The sequence below is a fragment of the Microbacterium sp. SD291 genome, assembly GCF_017355365.1.
Taxonomy (GTDB): domain Bacteria; phylum Actinomycetota; class Actinomycetes; order Actinomycetales; family Microbacteriaceae; genus Microbacterium.
The window spans coordinates 1-22,172 of sequence record NZ_JADIJR010000020.1; the positions used below are offsets into that span (position 1 = coordinate 1).

14 protein-coding genes are annotated in these 22,172 nt (G+C 71.8%); 5 read left to right on the forward strand and 9 right to left on the reverse strand.

Going from position 1 to position 22,172, the window contains the following annotated elements; translation table 11 throughout:
- On the reverse strand, positions 1–1,651 hold a 1,651-nt coding region (locus IPV10_RS11700), incomplete at its 3' end, for an amidase (RefSeq protein ID WP_207484040.1).
- A 91-nt stretch (positions 1,652–1,742) separates the two neighbouring features.
- Positions 1,743–2,765 (reverse strand): agmatine/peptidylarginine deiminase, encoded by a 1,023-nt coding sequence (locus tag IPV10_RS11705; protein WP_207484042.1) that lies wholly within the window; start codon positions 2,763–2,765, stop codon positions 1,743–1,745.
- Positions 2,766–2,836: 71 nt separating this feature from the next.
- Between IPV10_RS11705 and IPV10_RS11710 the strand changes: the two genes are divergently transcribed.
- Both IPV10_RS11710 and IPV10_RS11715 read left to right on the forward strand, forming a co-directional pair.
- On the forward strand, positions 2,837–3,466 hold the full coding sequence (locus IPV10_RS11710) for a TetR/AcrR family transcriptional regulator (RefSeq protein WP_207484044.1): 630 nt from the start codon (positions 2,837–2,839) through the stop codon (positions 3,464–3,466).
- A gap of 9 nt (positions 3,467–3,475) precedes the next feature.
- Positions 3,476–4,852, forward strand: coding sequence for a pyridoxal-dependent decarboxylase (locus IPV10_RS11715; RefSeq protein WP_207484046.1), 1,377 nt, complete (start codon positions 3,476–3,478; stop codon positions 4,850–4,852).
- A gap of 81 nt (positions 4,853–4,933) precedes the next feature.
- On the opposite strand, the gene IPV10_RS11720 is transcribed toward IPV10_RS11715, so the two are convergent.
- From IPV10_RS11720 to IPV10_RS11730, 3 genes are read right to left on the reverse strand one after another with little or no spacing between them, the layout of a single operon-like run.
- Positions 4,934–6,001 (reverse strand): alpha/beta hydrolase, encoded by a 1,068-nt coding sequence (locus IPV10_RS11720; RefSeq protein WP_207484048.1) that lies wholly within the window; start codon positions 5,999–6,001, stop codon positions 4,934–4,936.
- A 19-nt stretch (positions 6,002–6,020) separates the two neighbouring features.
- Positions 6,021–6,605 carry a cysteine hydrolase family protein gene (locus IPV10_RS11725; RefSeq protein WP_207484050.1) on the reverse strand — a complete coding sequence of 195 codons (585 nt, stop codon included), beginning with the start codon at positions 6,603–6,605 and terminating at the stop codon, positions 6,021–6,023.
- Positions 6,602–8,053 (reverse strand): cytosine permease, encoded by a 1,452-nt coding sequence (locus IPV10_RS11730; RefSeq protein ID WP_207484052.1) that lies wholly within the window; start codon positions 8,051–8,053, stop codon positions 6,602–6,604. The genes IPV10_RS11725 and IPV10_RS11730 overlap by 4 nt, the downstream gene beginning before the upstream one ends.
- 331 nt (positions 8,054–8,384) lie before the next feature.
- On the opposite strand from IPV10_RS11730, the gene IPV10_RS11735 reads away from it, so the two are divergent.
- On the forward strand, positions 8,385–8,777 hold the full coding sequence (locus tag IPV10_RS11735) for a GreA/GreB family elongation factor (protein WP_207484054.1): 393 nt from the start codon (positions 8,385–8,387) through the stop codon (positions 8,775–8,777).
- Positions 8,778–8,818: 41 nt separating this feature from the next.
- On the opposite strand, the gene IPV10_RS11740 is transcribed toward IPV10_RS11735, so the two are convergent.
- A complete protein-coding gene (locus IPV10_RS11740; RefSeq protein ID WP_207484056.1) occupies positions 8,819–10,120 on the reverse strand; it encodes a M18 family aminopeptidase in 1,302 nt (433 codons plus the stop codon).
- A 173-nt stretch (positions 10,121–10,293) separates the two neighbouring features.
- Positions 10,294–13,176, reverse strand: a complete 2,883-nt coding sequence (locus IPV10_RS11745) for an AAA family ATPase (RefSeq protein ID WP_207484058.1) — start codon at positions 13,174–13,176, stop codon at positions 10,294–10,296.
- Between the two features lie 61 nt (positions 13,177–13,237).
- Here IPV10_RS11745 and IPV10_RS11750 point away from each other — a divergent pair, with 61 nt between their 5' ends.
- A complete protein-coding gene (locus IPV10_RS11750) occupies positions 13,238–17,038 on the forward strand; it encodes an AAA family ATPase (RefSeq protein WP_207484060.1) in 3,801 nt (1,266 codons plus the stop codon).
- A gap of 44 nt (positions 17,039–17,082) precedes the next feature.
- Here IPV10_RS11750 and IPV10_RS11755 read toward each other — a convergent pair whose 3' ends face one another.
- A complete protein-coding gene (locus tag IPV10_RS11755) occupies positions 17,083–18,051 on the reverse strand; it encodes a hypothetical protein (RefSeq protein ID WP_207484062.1) in 969 nt (322 codons plus the stop codon).
- Between the two features lie 112 nt (positions 18,052–18,163).
- Here IPV10_RS11755 and IPV10_RS11760 point away from each other — a divergent pair, with 112 nt between their 5' ends.
- Positions 18,164–21,364, forward strand: coding sequence for an MFS transporter (locus IPV10_RS11760; protein ID WP_207484064.1), 3,201 nt, complete (start codon positions 18,164–18,166; stop codon positions 21,362–21,364).
- A 21-nt stretch (positions 21,365–21,385) separates the two neighbouring features.
- Here IPV10_RS11760 and IPV10_RS11765 read toward each other — a convergent pair whose 3' ends face one another.
- Entirely contained in the window at positions 21,386–22,045 is a 660-nt protein-coding gene (locus tag IPV10_RS11765) for a response regulator transcription factor (protein ID WP_207484066.1), read from the reverse strand.
- Positions 22,046–22,172 lie beyond the last annotated feature (127 nt).

Genomic DNA, 22,172 nt, shown 5'->3' on the forward strand with positions numbered 1-22,172 from the left:
CGAACGCGGCGGCGAGACGCAGCAGCCGGGTGTCGTCATAGGCGCGGCCCGCGAACGTGAGGCCGATCGGCATCCCGATGTCGCTCATCAGGCCCATCGGCACCGTGACCGTGGGCACGCCGAGGTGACGGACCATGAGGTTGCCGTTCGCGATCCAGGTGCCGTTGCGCCAGCCGAGGTCGGCGGACGCCTCGTTCACATCCATGTCGGCGGGACCCACGTCGGCGACGGCCGGGAACACCACGGCGTCCAGTTCGAGCGCATCCATCCACTCCTCGAGATCGACGCGTCGCGTCTCCTCGAGTCCGCGCAGGCCCGACTCCAGCTCCGGCATGTCCTGGAAGTCGACGCCGGGGTTGTCGCGCACCCAGTCCGGGTACTCGGCGATGTCGTCGTCGAAGCCGGTGTAGCGGTCGGGCAGTGCGCCCTCCGGGTGTGGGAAGATCATCGCGCCGTCGACGTCGGCGAGTGTCGACAGCGCCGGGTCGCCGTTCGCCCGCAGGAAGTCCTCCCAGCCCCACGCCGACAGGTCGACGATCTCGCGCCTGAGGTACTCCGGGCTGACGAGCCCACGGGTCATGATGGTCGGCGCTCCCGGCCGGTCGCCCTCGTAGTTCGAGACGACGGGGAACTCGACCTCGACCACGGTCGCGCCCGCGGCCTCGAGATCGCGGCGTGCGGCGTCCCAGCGCTCGATGACGGATGATCGGGTCTCGATGCGCTGCCCCGTGGGGCCGCCGATGCCCGGGTTCTCGGCCGTGCCGGCATCCGGATCGGCATTGATGTACATGCGCGGGATGCCGATGCGGGTGCCGGCCAGCGAGGCGGCGCCGGCCAGTGCCGGGTAGGACGACGGGCGCACGGAAGACGCCGCGGGCAGCGGCACCCACGGCTGGGCCCGCCAGAAGTCGCCGCGGGTCTCGGCGTCGTCGGCGACGATCACGTCGAGCACCTCGAGGAGGTCGGCCATGGTGCGGGCGTGCGGCACCACGACGTCCATGGTCGGCACGAGCGGCCAGTTGCCGCGGGTCGAGATCACGCCGCGCGACGGCGTGTAGGCGCACAGGGCGTTGTTGGTCGCGGGTCCGCGACCGCTCGACCAGGTCTCCTCGCCCATGCCGAAGGCGCCGAAGCTCGCCGCGGTCGCGGTGCCGGACCCGTTCGACGAGCCGGACGCGAAGGGGGCCGTGAGGAAGCCGGCGCTGTACGGGCTCTCGGCGCGGCCGTAGACGCCGCGCTGCATGCCGCCGTTGGCCATCGGCGGCATGTTCGTGAGCCCGAGGCAGATCGCCCCGCCGCCCCGCAGCCGCTCGATGGCGAACGCGTCGCGCTGGGCGACGAGGTCCTTGAAGGCCGGGCTGCCGGATGCCGCGGTCAGCCCCTTGACCAGGTAGCTGTCCTTGGCGGTGTAAGGGATGCCGTCGAGCGGCCCGAGCGTCTCGCCGGACGCGCGGCGGGCGTCGGAGGCCGCGGCCTCGTCCCGCGCCGCCGGGTTCGGCACGACGACGGCGTTCAGGGCCGTCTCGGTGCCGGCGCCGTCGTACGCGGCGATGCGCGCCCGGTACGCGTCGACCAGCTCGACCGCGGTGGTCGTGCCGCTGTCGAGTGCCTGACGGAGGTCGGCGATGGATGCTTCGTGGACGTCGAACATGGGAGTCCTTTCGACACGGCCCGCGAGACTTCACGAATGTCACGTTTTTCGCCCCAGAACGTGACATTCGTGAAGTCTCGCGAGCTGGGAATCAGAGGGTCGGCTGCTGCTGGGTGATGCAGTGGATGCCGCCGCCGCGGTCGAACAGCGGGCGGGCGTCGACTGTCACGACGCGGCGCCCCGGGTAGGCGTCGGCGAGGATCTCACGGGCCGCGGCATCCGCCTGCTCGTCGTCGAAGCCGCAGGCGATCACGCCGTCGTCGGTGACGAGGTGGTTGACGTAGCTCCAGTCGACCGGGCCCTCCTCATCGCTGAGCGTCGCGGGCGCGGGCAGGCCGATGATCTCGAACGAGCGGCCCGCGGCATCCGTCTGCTGCTCGAGGTGCGCGCGGAGCTGGCGGCTGACCTCGAAGTCGGGGTGCTCGGGGTTCTGCTGCTCGTGCAGAAGCAGGCGGCCGGGCGAGACGATCGTGGCGACGATGTCGACGTGGCCGTTCGTGCCGAAGTCGTCGTAGTCGCGGGTGAGTCCGCGCGGCAGCCAGACGGCCTTGGTCGCGCCGATGGTGCGGAGCATCTCGGCCTCGACGCGCTGCCGGTCGGCGAACGGGTTGCGGCGGGGGTCGAGCTGCACGGTGGCGGTGAGCAGGACGGTGCCCTCGCCGTCGACGTGGATGCCGCCCCCCTCGTTCACGAGGGTCGAGCTGACGAGCTCGGCTCCGGTGGCCTCGGCGATGATCCGGGCGTGCTGGCCGGCCTTCTGCCACTGCGCCCACTCCGGAGCGCCCCAGCCGTTGAAGATCCAGTCGACCGCACCCAGGCGGCCGTCGTCGGAGACCACGAACGTGGGACCCGAGTCGCGCATCCAGAACTCGTCGACGGGGGCCTCGAGGATCTCGATCGAGCCGCTCAGCATCCGCCGGGCGCGGGCGATCTCACTCGGGTCGACGAGCATCGTGACCGGGGTGAACTCGGCGACCGCATGCGCGACGGCGGTCCAGGTGCCATAGCCCTCGTCGCGCTGCGCGGCGCTCTCGCCGAGCGTCTGCCCCTCGGCGGGGAACGCCATCCAGATGCGGTCGTGGCGTGCGGTCTCGGCGGGCATGCGCCAGTTCATGGTGATCTCCTCGCTGGGAAGTGCGTCGATCTTATTGAACACGTGATCAACTGGTGCTACGGTATCCGGTGATGAACACCACGTCAAGAGCGGCACGGCCGAAGCGGATGCCCCCCGAAGAGCGCGAACGGGCGATCCTCCACGGCGCGATCGCGCTCGCTTGCGAGAGCGGCCTCGAGAGCCTGACCGTACGCGCGGTCGCCGCAAGAGTCGGGGTGACGCCCGCGCTCGTGGCGCACTACCGGCCGGTCATGGAATCCTTCGTCGCCGAGGTCTTCAGTGCGATCGTGGCCGCGGAGCGCGACGAGGTGCTCGCCGGCTTCGACCCCGCCGACGGGCTGCGCCAGAACCTGCAGCGGCTCATCGAGACCCTGCTGGATGCCGCCCGCGAGGAGGTCACCCTGGTGTGGGTGCAGTCGTGGTCGCTCGGGTCGCGCAACGAGGTGCTCGGCGAACGGGTGCGCCAGGAGATGGACCTGTGGCAGGGCGGTCTCGAGGACGTCATCGTCCGCGCCGCCGCGGCTGAGGGCGACGCCTCCGTCGATCCCGGCTCCGCCGCGTGGCTGCTGCTCGCCATGGTCGACGGCATGAGCGCCCACTCCCTGGTGAAGTGGGCGCCGCACGACCGCGCTGACCTCGCGCGCCGCATACTCTCCGCGGTGCTGGAGCGACCCGAACCCCGACAGACCACCGAAAGTTAGGAAACGCCCATGGATGCTGTGCGCATGCACGCGGCCTCGCCCGAGTCGACCGCGATCGTCGATGCCGTCCTCGACTATTCGCGCCGGCGGATGCTCGCGACCGATGTGCCGCTCGACAAGCCGCAGACGCCGGCGGAGCTGAAGCGTCTGCTCGGCGGCGCGACGATCACCGACGGCGGGCTCGGCGCCTCGCGCGCGCTCAGCGTGTTCGAGCACATCCTCGCCCCGGCGTGCCTGACCACGAGTCATCCGCAATACCTCTCGTTCATCCCGGCAGCGCCGACCATGGCTGCGATGGCGTTCGACCTCGTGGTCTCGGCATCCGGCCTCTACGGCGGCAGCTGGCTGGAAGGCGCGGGCGCCGTGCACGCCGAGAACGAGGTGCTCTCCTTCCTCGCCGCCGAGTTCGGGCTGCCCGAGACGGCGGGCGGCGTGTTCGTGCAGGGCGGCACGATCGGCAACCTGTCGGCGCTCGTCGCCGCGCGCGAGACCGCGAAGGCGAAGCGGCTCGCCGCGGGCCAGGAGCTGCCCGCGCGCTGGAAGATCGTGTGCAGCGTCGAGGCGCACTCCTCGAACAAGTCGGCCGCCAAGGTGATGGATGCCGACGTGCTCCTGGTTCCGGCGGGTCCGGACGGCGCTCTCCGCGCCGACGGCGTGCGCGAGGCGCTGCGCGAGCACGGCGACGAGATCTGCGCGGTCGTCGCGACCGGCGGTTCGACCAACTTCGGCATCGTCGACGACATCGCCGGCATCGCGGCGCTCAAGGACGAGTTCGACTTCTGGCTGCACATCGACGGCGCCTACGGCCTCACCGCGATGCTGGCGCCGGCCACCCGCCCGCTCTTCGACGGCGTCGGCCGCGCCGACTCGGTGATCGTCGACCCGCACAAGTGGCTGTTCGCGCCGTTCGACTGCTGCGCGCTGATCTACCGCGACCCCGAGAACGGGCGTCGCGCGCACACCCAGCACGCCGAGTACCTCGACACGCTCACCGAGGGCGATGACTTCAGCCCCTCGGACTACTCGATCCAGCTGACCCGCCGCCCGCGTGGCCTTCCGCTGTGGTTCTCGCTCGCGACCTACGGCGTCGAGGCGTATCGCACCGCGGTCGGCGAGACGATCGAGCTGACCAAGCGCATCGCCGAGGAGATCGCGAGCCGGCCGGAGCTCACGCTCGTGCGCGACCCGCAGCTGTCGGTCGTCGTGTTCGAGCGCAACGGCTGGGAGCGCGCGGACTACGACCGCTGGTCCGCCGAGCTGCTCGACTCGCAGCACGCGTTCGTGGTGCCGAGCTCGCACGCCGGCCGCCCGAACACCCGGTTCGCGATCCTCAACCCGCTCACGACCGTCGAAGACCTGGTGGCGATCCTCGACACCATGAAGTGACCGAAAGCCCGTCTGTTTGCGCCGAACGCATGTTCCCGGACCTCGGGAACCTGCATATGACGCAAACAGACGGGCTTGGCGTCAGCGGGTGGTGTGCGCGTTCAGGAACTCGATCGTCCGCTCGAGCGCGGTCTGCGCGTCGTCGAGGTCGAGGTGGAACTGATACTCGTGCGGCAGCTCGGGCTCGTGCCGTGCGGGCCAGAACAGCGTCGTGACCTCGACGCCCAGCTCGTCGAGGCGCTGCGCCATCGGGATCGACTGGGTCCAGGTGAGGCCGTCGCCGTTGCCACCCGAGATGTACGTCGCCGGGAAGTCCTTCGTGACCCAGTCGATGGTCGACATCGTGGCGCCGGTGGAGTCCTCCGCCCAGGTGCGGGTGCCCGAGTACGCCCACATCGACGACTTGAAGCCCCATCCGATCAGGCCGTCGAGGGCGGCGAGCGCGCTCAGGTCGTACACGCCGCAGTTCAGCACCGTGGCGACCAGCTGCGCAGGCGCGATCGCCGGCTCGATGCCCATGATGTCGGCATAGTCGGGATTCGTGACGAGCGTCGCCATCTGGCTGGCGAGCTGGCCGCCGGCCGAGTCGCCGGCGAGTACGATCTGCCCGGGGTCGACGCCGAGATCGTCGGCGTGCTCGTCGATGTAGGCGAGGGCCTCATTGAGCTGCGTCACTGCGGTCGGGTACACGCCCTCCGGGCCGATCGTGTAGTTGACGGCGATCGCGGTGTAGCCCTCGGCCGCGAGGATCCGCATGTAGGGGTCGACGTTCTCCTTCGAGCCGGAGACCCAGGCGCCGCCGTGGATCCACACGACCGTCGGCAGGGGGCCGGTGGCGGATGCCGGGGAGAAGACGTCCATCGTGGTGTCGGCGCCGTCATCGCCGTATGCCACGTCGAGCTTCTCGGTGAGCTCCGCGTCGGGGGCGTGCCTGTCCATCTCGGCGGCCGTCTCGTCGCCGCCCTTCTCGAACACCGAGCGGATCAGCATCGCCGACGGCCACGGCGTGATCGACGCGACGACCGCGAGCACCACGACCACGACGGCGACGATGCCGAGGACGAGTCTCGTGCGGTGCCTCCGCGGCCGGTGCCTGCCGCCCTGCTCGTCGACCGCTCCGCCTGTGCCGCCCTGTGGATCCTCGCTCATGGAAGCCCCCCTCCTCGGCTCAGTCTGGCAGTGAACCCGCTTCCGATGCGCGGTTTCGCCCTGCGAGCACCGCGGCCGTGTCGCTGATCGTGATCTGGGGCGGGTAGAGCCCCATCACGTGGATGGCGGCAGCGTGGTTCTCGGTGGTCGACCCGGCGCACGCGTCGGCCGCGACCGTGACGCGCGCCCCGGCATCCGCCGCTGCCAGAGCGGTCGAGATCACGCAGCAGTCCGTGGAGACCCCGGCCAGCACGACGTGCGCGCCCCGGCCGATGATCTCCTCGATCTCCCGCCCCCACTTGCCGAACGTCGGCAGGTCGAGCGTGGGCACGGGGGAGAGGCCGGCCGCCTCGGGCACGAGGGCGAAGAGCGCATCGGTCGCCGGCTTGTCGGCGAAGGGCCAGGCCGCGAAGTACTCGCCCCACGACGTGGAGCGGTCGGCTGTCGGCATCCATCTGGTCACGAGCACGCGCTCGCCGAATGCCGCGGCGAGTGCGCGGATGCGCGGCATCGCGTCGGCGAAGAACGGGGATCCCCAGGCGCTGTCGGGGGACGCGAAGATGTTCTGCGGGTCGATGACGACCAGCCAGGCCTCGTCGGTCATGCCTCCTCCTGACGCCGGATCCTCCCGGCCCTCGCGAACCAGGTGAACACGAACGACAGCACCAGCGCGAAGAAGACGCCGAGGTTCGCGTACGCCCACTCGCCGTCCCTGCCGCCGATCAGGAACAGCAGGTACCCCTGCCAGTTGTTCCAGGGTGCGGCCGCCGCGAATCCGTTGATCACGAACCCCCAGCCGATCACGCACGCGACGACCATCGTGCCGATCGAGGTCCAGTCCCAGGCGCCGTAGCGCCCGGACTCGTCGAACAGCGCGGCCTCGTCGTAGTCCTTCCTGCGCCGCAGGATGTCGGCGATGAGGATGCCGGCCCACGACGCCAGGGGCACGCCGAGGGTGATCAGGAAGCTCTGGAACGGGCCCAGGAAGTCGTTCGCGAAGAACACCACGTAGATCGTGCCGATGGTGAGGATCACGCCGTCGATCGCGGCCGCGGACGGGCGGGGGATGCGGATGCCGAGGCTGATCAGCGTCAGCCCGGAGGAGTAGATGCCGAGCACCGCGCCCGACACGAGCGCGAGCACGGCGGTGAGCAGGAACGGCACCAGCACCCACACCGGCAGCAGCGCGGCCAGCGCGCCGATCGGGTCGGCGCTGACGAGGGCGAAGAGATCCTCATCGGACCCTGCGAGCAGGAGCCCGAAGATCACCAGCAGCACGGGGGCGATCGCGCCGCCGAAGGTGTTCCAGAACACGATCGCGCCATCGGATGCCGTGCGCTTCTGGTAGCGCGACCAATCCGCGGCGATGTTGATCCAGCCGAGCCCGAAGCCGGTCATGACCATCACGAGTGCGCCGATCACCTGGCCGATGCCGCCGGCGGGCAGCGCCATCACGGCGGCGATGTCGATCTGCGGGATCGTGAGCACGATGTACACGACGGTCACGACGCCGGTCACCCAGGTGAGCACCGACTGCAGCTTCATGATCGTGTGATAGCCGAGAACGGATGCCGTGACGATCAGCGCGGCGACGATCACGGTCGCGGCGATCAGCAGGCCGATGTTCCCGCCGTCGCCGCCGAGCTGGGTGATCACGGTCGCGGTCGCGAGCACCGCCATGATCGCGAGGAACGTCTCCCAGCCGATCGAGGTCAGCCACGAGACGATGCCGGGGATCTTCTGGCCGTGCACGCCGAACGCGGCGCGGGAGAGCACCATGGTCGGCGCGGAGCCGCGCTTGCCGGCGATCGCGATCAGCCCGCACAGCAGGAACGACGCCACGATGCCGACGATCGACACCAGCGTCGCCTGCCAGAACGAGATCCCGAAGCCCAGCACGAACGCGCCGTACGACATGCCGAACACCGACACGTTGGCCGCGAACCAGGGCCAGAACAGGTCGCTGGGCTTCGCGGTCCGGTCGGACTCGGGGATGATCTCGATGCCGGCGCGCTCCACCAGGGCGGGTGCTGCCGCGATCTTCTCGCTCATGCCATCATCCTGGCACTGCACGGCCGCGCTGTCCCGCTTTCCTCGGCGGAGGAGGGGAATGGCCTTTCCCTGCGGGACGGGCTATGGTCGGTCGGATACCCGCCAGCTGGAACAGAGGGAAGCGAGTATCGACATGTCGATGGAGAAGAAGAAGCCGCAGCTCACTCTCAAGGAGAAGAGGGCGCAGAAGCGCGAGAAGGCCGAAGTCACGCCTCGCGCTCGCAAGAAGTAGCAGCAGCAGGCGGGGCGCCTCGCCGCAACCGGGCCGTTCGGCTCGGCGCGCACGAGCGCGCCCCGCACCTGGATCTCATGAAGGAAGTGCCACATGTGGATGACCGCCGACACACTGGTCGCTCTCGAAGCCGAGCGTGCGACGCTCGAGGCGAACGAGAGCGCGCTCTCGCAGTCGCAGCTCGCGCGACTCCTCGACGTGCGTCGCGCCATCCAGGAGGCCGACACGACGCCCAAGCCGAATGACGGCCTGGTGGAGGACGGCATGCTCGTCACGGTCGAGTTCGACGACGGCGAGTCCGAGACGTTCGTGCTCGTCGAACGCGAGCTCGGCGGCGGCATCCGCACCGTGTCGGTGAGCTCGCCCATCGGGCGCGCACTCGCCGGCCGTCGTGCCGGCGACGTCGTCGACTACTCCACTCCGAGCGGTGCGCGACTGCGCGCGACGATCACCGCGGCCACCCCGTACAGCCCGTCCGCCTCAGCGGTCTGACCCGCGCGGCCGCCGCGCGGTCAGCGCGGCCTGGCGCGGATTCAGGCCGAGAAGAAGGCTCCGGCGACGCGCGCGAGGTCGTGCAGGTCGGAGACGCCGGCGAGCTCGCGCGCGGAGTGCATCGACAGGATCGGGATGCCGACGTCGACGGTGCGGATGCCGAGGCGCGTCGCCGTGATCGGGCCGATCGTCGACCCGCAGGGGACGGTGTTGTTCGACACGAACTCCTGGGTGCGGATGCCGGCGCTCTCGCACCATCCGCGCCAGGCGGCCGAGCCGACGGCATCCGTCGCGTAGCGCTGGTTGGCGTTGATCTTGAGGATCGGGCCGGAGCCGAGCACCGGCTGCACCACGGGGTCGTGCTTGTGGGCGTAGTTCGGATGCACCGAGTGGCCGACGTCGCTGGAGAGGCACCACGAGGACGCGTAGGCCTGGCGGCGCTGCGACGCGTCGGCGCCGAGGTCCGCGTACACGCGCTCCAGGATGTCCTCGAGCAGGGGGCCGGCGGCGCCGGAGCGGGAGTGGGAGCCGAGCTCCTCGTGGTCGAACGCGGCGAGCACGGCGATCGGGCCGCCGGACCGGGTCCCTGAGCTGGTCGAAGGGCCGCCCTCGATCAGCGCGACCAGTCCCGCGTGCACGGATGCGAGATCGTCGAGGCGTCCGGAGGCGAAGAAGGCGTCGTCCTTGCCGAACACCGCTCCGCGCGCCGAGTCGGCGATCACGACGTCGTAGCCGCGGATCTCGGCGGCGGAGACGCCGGCGGACGCCGCGAGCTCGCCGAGGATGTCGGCCTGGGTCGGGTCGCCGAGGCCCCACACCGGCTGGGTCTGGAGCTGCTTGTCGAGCGCGAGCCCGGTGTTCGCCTCGCGGTCGAGGTGGATCGCGAGCTGCGGCAGCCGCAGCAGGGCGCCGGTGTCGGCGAGCACCACGCGGCCGTCGGCGAGCGCGAGCCGGCCGGCGAGGCGCAGCTCCCGGTCGAGCCAGGAGTTCAGCAGCGGCCCGCCGTACACCTCCACCGCCGCCTGCAGCCAGCCGCGGGAGCCGGTCGTCGGCTGCGGCTTGAGCTTGAAGCCGGGGGAGTCGGTGTGGGCGCCCAGGATGTGCGCGGGTGTCGTGGCCGCGGCATCCGCCGGCACCGTCCACGCGATCGCCGCGCCGTCGCGCACCACGACGTACCGGCCGCCGGGGCTCACTGTCCAGGCGTCCTCCTCGTGCAGCCGCGTGAATCCGGCTGCCTCCAGGCGGCGTGCGACCTCTGCGGCCGCGTGGTAGCTCGAGGGCGACGCGGCGATGAAGTCCGCGAGGTCGTCGGCGTGAGCGAGGGACTGGGCGCGTGCGGGCATGTCCTCGATCGTATCCGGCGCGGTCCGATGCTTTCGTGCGGAGATGCACGGCGAAGATCCGTGAACTCACGGATTCTCTGCGGCGCCGGCACTGCGACGCTGGCAGCGTGCGCATCGAGATACTGCTGGATGCAACCGACCCGCCGGCCGGCCGGGTCGGCTGCCGTGGCGAGTCAGCGCCGTTCCGCGGATGGATCGATCTGCTGGCCGTGCTGTCGCGGGTCCTCGAGTCGGCGCGCGACGAAGACGGCGAGCTCGGTCCTGGACCTCAGCGCGAGCTTGGCGAGGACGTGTGAGACATGCGACTCGACCGTCCGCCGCGACACGAACAGGCTCTGGGCGATCTCCGGGTTGCTCTGGCCGTCCGCGACGTGCAGCGCGATGCGCTCCTCGGTGCGCGTGAGCGCATCCCAGCCGAACGTCGCCCGCGTGCGCGCGACGACGCGCACTGGCATGCCGGCGCGGCTGAACGAGGCCCGCGCCCTGATCACGTCGTGATCGGCTCCGACCTCCGCGTACAGTCGCAGCGCCGATTCGGCCAGCCTCCTCGCCTCGTCCGCGCGCCCGTGCGGCGCCAGAGCCGCGAGCTCCGCGATCCGCGCCTGCTCGAGACGGCGGCCGGTCCCGGCCATCAGCCGGGCGGCTTCGACGAGATCGTCCGGACGCGCGTCGGCGACTCCCTGCACCGCCAGCGCGGTCGCCCTCAGGCTCGCGACGTCGGGGTTCCGATCCGCGAGCGCGCCCACGACCTCGACCACTTCACGGAGGCGGTCCATCGTGGCGGCGTGTCGTGCGGGGCGGTCCGCCGCCACCCGGCGGCCCACGACGACCAGGTCGAGCCCGAGCTCCGCGCAGTCCATCAGCATCTCCGACCCGCGCAGCTCCTGCCAGCCGGTCCACAGCGTCTCCAGCGCACCGAGGTCGTCGTGCTCAGGGCGATGCCGTCGGCTGAGCCCCCGCCAGATCCAGGAGCGCCCGCGCCCGGCCCAGAATCCGCGATCGGGCACCGGCTCGAGCAGCGCGGCCCACACCAGAGCGGCCTCCGCCCCGTGCTGGTGGGCGGCGACCTGCGCGCGCATGCCCGTCACCGGCGGACTCATGCGCACGTCCATCGAGCCGACCAGCGACGCATGCGCGTCGAGCTCGGCGACCAGATCCGACAGGATGCCGGTGCGGCTGCGCACCTGCGCGCCGAACGCGTGCGCGGCGAGCGAGCCCATGCGGTACCCGAGCTCGTCGGAGAGGCTCAGGCCGCGGTGCAGCAGCACGTCGACGTCCTGCGTGCGGTCGGCGTCGGTGAGCGCCAGCGCGAGCTGCACGTGCGGGAAGACCTCTGTGGAGGCCAGCGACGGATGCTGATCCGCGCGTTCCGCGGCCTTCGACAGCAGCGCGATCGCCTCGTCCAGGTCGCCCCTGCAGTCGGAGATCTGCCCGTGCAGCGTGAGTGCCAGGACCTCCGCCGCCGGATTCCCCACCGCGGCGGCCATCGCGGCTCCCTCTACCGCCAGGTGCTGCGCTCCGGCGAGATCGCCGAGCATGAGCAGCGGCCAGCCGGCGAACGCGAGGTGCGCGGCGCGATCGACGGGTTCGAGGATCTCGATCTCGGCGTATCGGGCGGACGCGTCCTTCGCCTCGACGTGGTGCCGCTGCAGCATCAGCGCGTGGGTCGCCGTCGCGCTGAGCGCGGCGATCGTGTCGGAGGGCACCGCATGCCGGAGGGCGCGCGCGGCGAGCTCCCCGGCCTCGGCGGCGCGGCCCGCGCTCAGCGCGGCGCGGGCGAGCCCCGCGGTGGCGCGCACGTTGAGCGGATCCTCAGCGGTGCTCGCGGCGACGATCCGCTCCCAGAGCTCGACGGCGATCGCGGGCGACGCGATCGCGCTCGCGGCCGCGAGCCGCTGCATCCACGCGAGGTCGGCAGGCGAGGTCGGAGCCTGAAGCAGATGCACGGCCACGACGGCGGCAGGCGCGGAGGCCTCGTGGAGCCGGACGGCCACCTCGCGGTGGAGCTCGGCGTGCACGGCAGGAGGGAGGTCCTGCAGCAGCACCTCCTGGATCAGCCCATGCCGGAAGCCGAGCTCGCCCTGATCGCCGCCCTCGAGGAAACCCGCCGCGAACGCCTCGCGCAGAGAGGGCAGCAGGGCGCCCATCGGCCGGCCGGCCGCCACCCGCAGCTGTGCCGCGTCGAAGCGCGATCCCAGCAGCGCGGCCGTGGTGAGCAGCTCGCGGGTCGCGGGACTGAGGTGGCTCAGATGGCGCATCATGACCATCGCCAGGGACGGCGAGGGGCCGACCGGGGCATCCAGCAGCACGTCGCCCCGCTGGTCGATCGTCACGGCGCCATCGCTCTGGAGCGCCCTGATCATCTCGGTGAGGAAGAGCGGATTGCCTCCGGCCGCGGCCAGGTACCGCTCCAGCGTCGTCGCCGGCCGCCCGCCGGTGAGCCGTTCCGCGAGCAGCGTGCAGTCGGCGAGCGCGAGCGGGCCGAGCGCTACCGAGATCAGCAGTCCCCGCTCGTCGAGCGTGCCGAGCAGGTGATCCAGCTCCGGCGAGATCTCGTGGCTGGCCTGAGTGCGCTGCGAGGCGATGATCAGCAGGGGGATCTGCGCGAGGGTCCTGCACAGGCGCGCGAGCAGCGTGAGCGAGGCCGTATCCGCCCACTGCAGGTCCTCCAGCACGATCACGGCCGGATCCACGGACAGCGCATCGATCAGCGCCAGCAGGCGCTCGCCGAGCGCGACCTCGTTCAGCGCCGAGGCACTGCGGCGCTCGTCGTCGGTCAGCCTGGACGCGAACGCGTCGAGCAGGAGACCGTAGGGCCGGCGCTGATTCATGGCATCCGCCGCTCCGCGGAGGACGGCACGTCCCGCCGGCGCGTGCCGGAGCGCCTCCTCGATGATCGACGTCTTGCCGATGCCGAGTTCTCCGTGCACCGATATGAACCGACCGGTCGTGGCGGTGCCGGTGCGCAATCCGGCGCGCAGCAGCTCGATCTCCGCATCCCTGCCGATGACGACGCGGTGCGCCGAGGTGGGCAGGGCGTGCGCGGTCGGAACCATGCTGCGGATACCGCCTCTCCCCAGTCCCCCGAGGCTGATTCTAGTGAAGGAGCATCCTCTCGTGGGGGGTGATTCCGTCTCCGGCGGCGTGGTCGAGCAGCCGTTCGTGTCGCGCCTCGCGGCCGGGTGGCTGCGCGACTCTCCGAGCCTGCGTCACCGTCGTATCCCGGGCACGATGCTGTTCGCCGACATCTCGGGCTTCACGAAGCTGACCGAGCGGCTCGCGCGGCGTGGAAAGGTCGGCGCCGAGGTCATGAGCGACACGCTCGATCTGACGTTCGCGGCGCTTCTCGCACCGGCGTTCGCGGAGGGCGCCGACCTGCTCAAGTGGGGTGGGGATGCCGTGCTGCTGCTCTTCCGAGGCGAGGGGCACGCCTCGCGCGCGAGCAGCGCCGCGTACCGGATGCGGGCGGGCCTGCGCGACCTCGTCCGCTCCGGGACGCTGCCGATCGAGGTGCCGCTGCGCATGTCGATCGGCGTGCACAGCGCGGGCGGAAACGGCGACGGCGGCTTCGACGCGTTCCTCGTGGGCGATCAGGCGATCCACCGCGAGCTGATCGTGGCGGGCCCGGACATCAGCCGCCTGGTCGCGGTGGAGCAGGTCTGCGGCGCCGGTCAGATCCTGCTCTCGCCCGCGACCGCGGCACTGCTGCCGGCGCGGCTGCTCGGCGACCGCGTCGACGTCGACGGCGGCGCAGCGCGGCTGCTGCGCTCCCGCCCCGACGCCTCCCTCGATCCGCCTGACGGCGCCGAGGCCGGGCACGAAGGCGGTGACGTCTCCGGCATCCTGCCTCCGGAGATCCTGTCCCGGATCCGCTCCGGCGGCGGCGCACCCGAGCATCGTCCCGTCGCCGTCGCATTCGTCCAGTTCACCGGGATCGACGCGCTGCTCGAGCAACAGGGGGCGGATGCCGCGGCGCGCGCCGTGCACGAGGTGGTGTCCGCGGTGCAGCACGCCTGCGGGCGGCACGGCGTGACCTTCTTCGAGTCCGACATCGCGGCGGACGGCGGCAAGGTCATGCTCACCGCCGGGGCGCCGCGGAGCACCGGACGCGATGCCGAGCGGATGCTGCGCGTCGCATGCGATGTCGCCGCGCACGGCGGCGCCCTCGGCGTGCGCGTCGGCGTCAACGCCGGGCACGTCTTCGCCGGCGAGCTCGGCCCCGCGTTCCGGCGGACCTACTCCGTGAAGGGCGATGCGGTGAACCTGGCGGCCCGGCTGCTGGGCAGGGCGGCGTCGGGGCAGGTGGTGGCGACCGCCGCCGTCGTCGCAGGGTCTCGCGCCGACGTCGAGTCGGAGCAGCTGGCGCCGTTCGCGGTCAAGGGCAAGCGGCACCCCGTCCACGCCGTGGTCGTCCGGCGGGTCCGCGATGCGCATGCCACCCGGTTCGGGGAGATCCGCTTCGTCGGCCGTGACGACGAGCTCCGGCAGCTGCGCGCAGCCCTCGCGGCCGCCGTCGACGGCCGGGGGGCGGTGATCGAGATCGCCGGCGAGCCGGGAATCGGCAAGTCCAGGCTCGTCGCCGAGACCGGCGTTCCGGAGGGGATGCGGGCGCTGGTCGTCACGGTCGGCAACTACGAGGCCGGCACCCCGTACGCCGCGGTCGGCGCGCTGCTGCGGTCGGTTCTGGACATCGGGATGAGAGACGGCCCCGAGGTCGTCGCGACCGTTCTGGAGGAGCGGGTGCGTGCGGTCGCCCCGGATCTCCTGCCCTGGCTGCCGCTGCTCGGGGTGCCGCTCGATGTCGAGCTCGCCACCACCCGCGATGTCGAGGAGCTGGAGGAGCGATTCCGGCGCGGCAGGATCGAAGACGCGACGGTCGCCCTGCTCGACGCGCTGCTGGCCGCGCCCACCCTGTTCCTCCTGGAGGACGTGCACCTGATGGACGAGGCGTCCGGTTCGCTCCTGCATCGGCTGGAGCGCGAGCTGCCGGATCATCGCTGGTGCGTCGTCGTGACGCGCAGGGAGACCGAGGGCGGGTACCTGCCCCTGCGCGCCGGTCCGCACGACCGCCGGATCGCGCTCGACGCGATACCGCCGGAGCGGGCGCTCGAGCTCCTGGAGTCGGCCGCAGGAGGCGCCCTCCCGAGCAGGCACGCGCTGGATGCGATGGCCGAGCGGGCGCGCGGCAATCCGCTGTTCCTGACCGCTCTCGCCGCCGGCATGCATTCGCCGAGTGCGGATGACGATCTGCCGGGATCCATCGAGGGCCTGCTCATCGCCGACATCGACCGGCTGGGGACGGGCGATCGCGCCCTGCTCCGCCTCGCGGCGGTGCTCGGAGCCCGATTCGACGCCGGCTTCCTCGCCGAGCTGGACGAGGCGGCCGCGCACGCCGACGAGGTCGTCGCCCGGCTCGGCGAGTTCATCCGCCCGGTCGAGGGCGGGCTGCTGGAGTTCCGCCACGCGCTGGTCCGCGATGTCGCCTACGCCGGACTGCCGTTCCGCCTGCGCCGTGATCTCCACGAACGCGTCGCGATCGCGCTGGAGTCCTCCGGCGGCCTCGCCGCCCCCGACCTGCTGAGCCTGCACTTCCACGCCGCCGGCATCCATGACAAGGCGCGATCCCACTCGCTGGAGGCGGCGGAGGAGGCCAGGTCGAAATACGCCTACGGACAGGCAGCGGTGTTCTTCGAGCGTGCGCTGGACAGCGCGGCGCACCTCCCGCAGGTCACGGCGGAGGCGCGGGCGCAGGCGCGTCTCGCGCTCGGCGACTGCCTCGACATGTCCGGTGACGCGAACGGCGCGCTGGCGGCGCTGCGTCAGGCGCGCGCCGGCCTGCAGGCGGATGCCATCGCGACGGCCGACGTCCTCTACAAGGAGGCGAGGATCCGCCTGCGCCTCGGACGCTACCGAGCAGCCCTCGCGCAGCTGACCAGGGCTATGCGGCTCCTCGACGCGGTCGAGGGGCCCGCCGCCGACGCCGTGCGCGCGCGACTCGCGACCCGGTACGGTTTCTGCCTCCACCTGCAGCGACGGGGGGCGGATGCCGTGCGCTGGGGGAGGCTCGGAGTGAGATGGGCCGAGGCATCGGGTGACGACGGCGTGCTCGCGCACGCCTGCAACGCCCTGCACCTCGCCTACGGGGCGTCCGCGCTCGCCGAGGACCGCCCGTACGGGAAGATCGCCCTCGACCTCTACGTGCAGTCGGGAGATCTGAGCGGACAGGCGCTGACCCTCAACAACCTCGCGATCGACGCGTACGACGCCGGGCGCTGGAACGAGGCGATCGACGAGTTCGGCCGGGCGGCCGACAGCTTCCACCGGCTCGGCGACGACGCCAACGAGGCGACCGCGCTGTACAACCGCGCCGACGTGCTCGTCGCCCAGCGCCGGCACGCCGAGGCGTCGCCGGTGCTCCGCGTCACCCTGCGGCTGGCGCGCCGGGTCGACGACGAGGAGCTCGTCGGGCTCGTCCTCCGCGAGCAGGCACGTGCCGAGGCCGGAGCGGGGGACCGAGGCGAGGCCACCACGCTCTTCGACAAGGCGCGCGCAGTGCTGGCCGGGCTCGACCTGGCATCGGAGGTCGCTCTGCTCGACGCGGCGAGAGCCGAGGCGCTCGCCGCCGCGGGTGCCATCCCGCAGGCGCTCGCGCTCATCGACGAGACGATCCGGGTCGCCGAGACGAAGGCCTCGGACGCGCTCGCGCGTCTTCACCGGATCCGCGCGCAGGCGCTGGTCGCGCAGGGCCGCAACGAACAGGCGGTCGCCGCGGCCGAGGCGGGTCTCGCGTGCGCGACCGGAGGCTACGGCGGCTACGAGCCGGCGCTGCTGCGGCTCGCGATCGCCGACGCGACCGGCGATCGCGACCTGCGCGCGCACCAGCAGGAGGTGCTGGCCGCACTCGGAGTCGTCGGCTGAGCGGCTCTCGAACCCAGCGGCTCGGCCGGGCGGCGAGCCCGCGGTCAGATCGTGCCGCGGACGTCCCGCAGGAACAGGACGACCAGACGCAGGTCACCGGCGCGATCCCTGGAGCTCGACACCCAGTCGGTGCAGAAGTCCTGATCGGCGCCGATCACACCCTTCGCGGGGCAGGCCGGTGCGGTCAGCAGCGCACCCGTCGCCGACTCCGACCACAGCGCGCGATAGTGCCGTACGCCGTTCTGCGCGCAGATCGACTTGTCGCAGACGATCGTCATGCGGGCGGGACTCGTCCGCGTGTAGATATCGCCGTCTGCGGCGGAGAGGTCCGCGATCAGCTGGGTGACGAGGGCGCCCGGTGCGCACGTCTGACCGGCAGGGCACACCCCGAGCGACAGCGCGACCGTGCCCTCAGCCCCGCGTGGCAGGCTGATGACGCCGCACATCGGATGGGCCGCGTCGACGGTCGTGCAGCCCGCGGCATCCGCTCCGGCCGTGCCGTTGCGCAGCGCGGCCGCGCCGCCGTCGAGAAGGGTCAGGCTGAGATCGACCGGGAAGGATGCCGTCGTCGCGCTGAGCGGCGGAGAGCTCGCCGACACGGCGGTCACCTGGATTCCGGCCGTCGCCGCGGAGTACGACAGCTCGGTCGTCATGCTGCTCTGCCCCGCAGGCATCGTCACCTGAACCGTGCTGAGCTGCCCAGGGCCGCCGGCGGAGAGGGCGATCACGGTGTCCGTCGCGAAGGAGTCGGGGGCCGATCCGCTGGAGAGCGAGATCTCGATCTCGAACGGCACTCCGGCCGCGGTCAGCACGTCCGGAAGCGCCTGCGCCGGCACTCCGCCGAGCGCGGCAGCGATGTCGGGGGAGGTGCGTGCCACCACCGTCATGGTCTCGGGCGGAGGAGGGTCCGCCGAGGCGGCCGGGGCGAGCGCGACAGGGCTTGCGAGCGCGAACAGCGACAGTGCGACGGCGGCGATGAACGATCGCCCCGACCGACTCCGGCGATGGGACATGGCGCAGACTCCTCACGAGATCGACTCTGCTCCCAGCCTCTCGCGCGACCCGGCGGGAAAGATCCGTGAGATCACTGAGGTTTCGCGCCAGCGGTGTGCCCATCCTGAGGGGATGGCGATCCAATCATCGGCGCGCGTGCCGTCCGGCTCGGCCGTCGCGGCACCGCGTCCGAAGGCCCAGGCGACGCAGCGGGGGCGGATCCCTGGTCGCACCGTGCTGCTGGTGTCATCCTTCGGCGCGGTGCTCGCGTTCCTGGACGCCACGATCGTCAACATCGCCTTCCCGAGCATCCGGGACTCGTTCCCTGACGACTCGATCGGCACGATCTCGTGGGTGCTGAACGCCTTCAACATCGTCTTCGCCGCGTTCATGATCGTGTTCGGCCGCCTCGGCGACGTCGTCGGACGCCGCCGCCTCTACCTCGCAGGGATCGTGGTGTTCACGGCGGCGTCGGCGGTCTGCGCCCTCTCCCCGTCGGTGGGCGTGCTGGTGGCGGGCAGGATCGCGCAGGCGATGGGGGCCGCCATGATCGTCCCGGCATCCCTCGCGCTCGTGATCGCGGGCTTCCCCGTGGCGAGGCGGGCGCGGGCCGTCGGGCTCTGGGCCGCCGCCGCGGCCGTCGCCGCCGGCCTCGGTCCCCCGATCGGCGGGCTGCTCGTCGAAGCGGGCGACTGGACCTGGGCATTCTGGGTGAACCTGCCGCTCGGCGCGCTCGCCTGGTGGCTCGGCAGCCGGCATCTGGTGAACAGCAGGGCGCCGGGACGGCGGCGGATGCCGGACCTGCGCGGCGCGCTGCTGCTGGCGGGATGCCTCAGCCTGGTCACGCTCGCGATCATCAAGGGGTCCGAGTGGGGGGCGGGCAGCGTCACGCTGTGGATCGTCGTGGGCGGGGCCGTCGTGCTCCTCGCCGGCTTCATCCTCAGCTCCGCACGGCATCCGGTGCCGGTGCTGGATCTGGCGATGATGCGCAACCGGTCGTTCCTGGTCGCGAACATCGCGACGCTCGTCGCCGGGGTCGGATTCTTCAGTTACATGCTCACCAACGTGCTGTGGCTGCAGTACGTGTGGCAGTACAGCGTGATCGAGGCGGGGCTCGCCCTCGTACCAGGTGCGCTCGTCGCCGCGGTCTCCGCCGCGGCGCTCGAGCCGCTCGCGGCGCGCATCGGCTACCGCTGGATCATCGCCGCCGGGTTCGTCGTGTGGGCGCTCGGGTATGTCTGGTACGTCGGGGTCGTCGGCACCTCGCCGGAGTTCTGGACCCAGTGGCTCCCAGGGCAGATCATCAGCGGGGTCGGCGTCGGGGCGACCCTGCCGCTGCTGGCGTCGTCGACGCTGGCCTCCCAGCCTGGGGGGCGCTACGCCACGGCATCCGCGGTGATATCGAGTGCCCGCCAGATCGGCGGCACCGTGGGCGTCGCGCTGCTCGTGGTGATCATCGGGTCGCCGACGCCGGCCACAATCGTGCAGGACCTGCGCGATGGCTGGACGGTCAGCATCGTGTCGTTCGCGGTCGGCGCCGCGATCGTGCTGTTCATGGGGCGGATCGCCCACGCCGACGACGACGCCGCAGCGGCCGAGTCGGGAGACATGTCCGAGCTGCGGGAACCGGAGGGCTCGCGCTCGGTGCTGCAGCGCAGGGCCCTGCCCCCGGAGGAGGAGTCGCTGTTCCGGAGGCTCCCGCCCGATGCCAGGGAGCGGATCCGGTCGGCTGCGCCCCGCCGGTTCGTCGCGGCCGGCGACTGGCTGCTGCGGCGGGGGGATGCCGCGGAGTCGATGTTCGTGCTGCTCTCCGGGCGGGCCGAGGTCGTCATCGGCGACCAGGTGGTCCGCGAACTCGGACCGGGAGCCGTGCTCGGCGAACTCGCGCTGTTCACCGGGGGGCTGCGCTCCGCGTCGATCCGCGCACGCCGCGACTGCCAGTTCCTCGAGGTGTCGCGCGCCCTGCTCGACCGCACGATCGGCGAGGATCCCGTCTCGCTGTCGGCGCTGGTGACCGCCCTCGCGCATCAGCTGGCCGACGCCAGCCCTCCGGTCGCGCCGGTCCCGGCGAGGCCGAGCCTCGTCGCAGTGGTCGGGGCGGGGGCGGGGGCGCCGGTCGTGGCGATCGCCGACCAGCTGTTCCGCGGCCTGTCGCAGCATCTCCGGGTCGAGATGCTGGACGGCGCCCATACCCCCGAGCAGGTGGATCGCGCGGAAGCGGCGAACCAGCTCGTGCTGCTCGTCGCGACGGGGAGCGACGAGGGATGGTCCGCCCGCGCCGCGCGGGAGGCCGACACCGTCGTGCTGGTCGGAGTCGCTGGGGCGGCTCCGATCGGCACGATCCCTCCGACGACCGTCCGCCCCGAGCTCGTGCTGGTGAGTGACGATCGATCCCGCTCCGACCTGCACGCCTGGCTGCGGGCGATCGATCCGTGGCGGTGCAGCCAGGTCACCTTCGCCGAGGCCGGCGCCCCCGGGGCTCTCCCGAGCGGACTGCGCGGCCTGGTCGATCGTCTCGCCGGACGCTCGATCGCGATGGTCTTCGGCGGGGGCGGCGCGCGTGCGCTCACGCACGTCGGCGTCATGCTCGAGCTCGACGAGGCGGGATTCCGGGTCGACCGGATCGCCGGCGCCAGCATGGGAGCCGTGATCAGCGGCCTCTATGCCACCGGCGCCTCGGCGGCGGAGGTCGCCGAGGTCTCCTACCGGGAGTTCGTGCGGGAGAACGTGCTGGGCGATTTCGGCCTGCCTCGGACTTCGCTCGCTCGCGGACGAAGAGTGCGGCGCGCGCTCGAGCGGACGTTCGGGGACCTGGTGATCGAGGAGCTGCCGCGCGGCTTCCGCTGCGTCAGCACTGACCTGCTCTCCCGGGTCCCGGTGTTCCATAGGTCGGGGCCCATGGTCGACGCGCTCAGCGCCTCCGCACGGCTGCCGGTCCTGTTCCCGCCGATGCCCAGCGAAGGGCGGCTGCTGGTGGACGGCAGCGTGCTCGACAACCTGCCGGTCGACGCGCTGACCGAGCGGGACGAGGGGCCGATCATCGCCGTGAACATCTCGATGGGCGGCGGAGGGCCTCGCCGCACAGACGCCGGGGGCGCCCCGCGGCCCGTCCGTGTGCCGCCGCTCGGGGAGACCATGCTGCGGACGCTGATGATCGGCGGCGGGGGAGCGGCCGAGGCGCGCGAGCGCGGCGCCTGGGTGATCACGCCGCATTCGATGGGCGTCGGGCTGCTCGAGTTCGACCAGTACGACCGGATGGTCGAGGCAGGGAGATCGGCCGCGCGGATGCTGCTCGATCAGACCGGCGGGGAGCTGTTCGGCGCCACGGACTGAATCCGCCCGCAGGGCGCCCGGTCAGCGGAAGTCGACGAGCCCCGCCCGCGCCGCGGCCACGAGGATCTGCACCCGGTCGCGCACCTGCCACTTGGACATGATCCGCCCCAGGTGAGCCTTGACCGTGCCCTCCGAGACGATGAGGGAGCGCGCGATCTCGGCGTTCGACATGCCCTGGGAGAGGAGGGCGAGCACCTCCCTCTCGCGCTCGGTGAGCTGCTCGAGATCGCGCGCCAGCTCGGAGTCGGCCGGCTCGCTGTCGCGGACGTGCTTGATCAGCATCGATGCGATCCGCGGCGAGAGCGAGCTCGCCCCGTTGTGCACCTCGCGCACGGCCGTGACGATCTCGTCAGCGCTCGAGTCCTTGAGCATGTACCCGGATGCCCCGGCGTTCAGCATCGGCAGGACCGTGTCGCTGCCGTCGAGGGTGGTCACGGCGAGCACGCGCACGTCGGGCCAGCGCTCCGCGATGACCCCGGTCGCCTCGATGCCGTTCATCTCGGGCATCTGCACGTCCATCATCACGACGTCCGGGCGCTCGCGCTCCACCGTGTCGATCGCCTCGAGGCCCGTGATGGCCTCGCCGATCACCTCGATCTCGGGGTCCCGTGAGACGAAATGCGACAGTGCGGAGCGGACGAGGGGGTCGTCGTCGACGATGAGGACGCGGATTGCCGGCATGCAGGAAGCCTAACCGTGAAGGCGTGGGTCGATGAGCATGTAGACCTTTGGCCAAAAAGGTCTGGCGAGGAGTCGGATGTGCTGGCTGGCGATCACCGAGAAGATGAATACATCACTCGACGAAAGA

What these genes read in the sequence shown, in the direction of transcription:
- IPV10_RS11710 (WP_207484044.1), top strand. Translation starts at nt 2,837, where the DNA reads ATGAACACCACGTCAAGAGCGGCACGGCCGAAGCGGATGCCCCCCGAA.
- IPV10_RS11740 (WP_207484056.1), bottom strand. Translation starts at nt 10,120, where the DNA reads ATGCCCGCACGCGCCCAGTCCCTCGCTCACGCCGACGACCTCGCGGAC.
- IPV10_RS11730 (WP_207484052.1), bottom strand. Translation starts at nt 8,053, where the DNA reads ATGAGCGAGAAGATCGCGGCAGCACCCGCCCTGGTGGAGCGCGCCGGC.
- IPV10_RS11760 (WP_207484064.1), top strand. Translation starts at nt 18,164, where the DNA reads ATGGCGATCCAATCATCGGCGCGCGTGCCGTCCGGCTCGGCCGTCGCG.
- IPV10_RS11765 (WP_207484066.1), bottom strand. Translation starts at nt 22,045, where the DNA reads ATGCCGGCAATCCGCGTCCTCATCGTCGACGACGACCCCCTCGTCCGC.
- IPV10_RS11715 (WP_207484046.1), top strand. Translation starts at nt 3,476, where the DNA reads ATGGATGCTGTGCGCATGCACGCGGCCTCGCCCGAGTCGACCGCGATC.
- IPV10_RS11720 (WP_207484048.1), bottom strand. Translation starts at nt 6,001, where the DNA reads ATGAGCGAGGATCCACAGGGCGGCACAGGCGGAGCGGTCGACGAGCAG.
- IPV10_RS11735 (WP_207484054.1), top strand. Translation starts at nt 8,385, where the DNA reads ATGACCGCCGACACACTGGTCGCTCTCGAAGCCGAGCGTGCGACGCTC.
- IPV10_RS11755 (WP_207484062.1), bottom strand. Translation starts at nt 18,051, where the DNA reads ATGTCCCATCGCCGGAGTCGGTCGGGGCGATCGTTCATCGCCGCCGTC.
- IPV10_RS11745 (WP_207484058.1), bottom strand. Translation starts at nt 13,176, where the DNA reads ATGGTTCCGACCGCGCACGCCCTGCCCACCTCGGCGCACCGCGTCGTC.
- IPV10_RS11725 (WP_207484050.1), bottom strand. Translation starts at nt 6,605, where the DNA reads ATGACCGACGAGGCCTGGCTGGTCGTCATCGACCCGCAGAACATCTTC.
- IPV10_RS11705 (WP_207484042.1), bottom strand. Translation starts at nt 2,765, where the DNA reads ATGAACTGGCGCATGCCCGCCGAGACCGCACGCCACGACCGCATCTGG.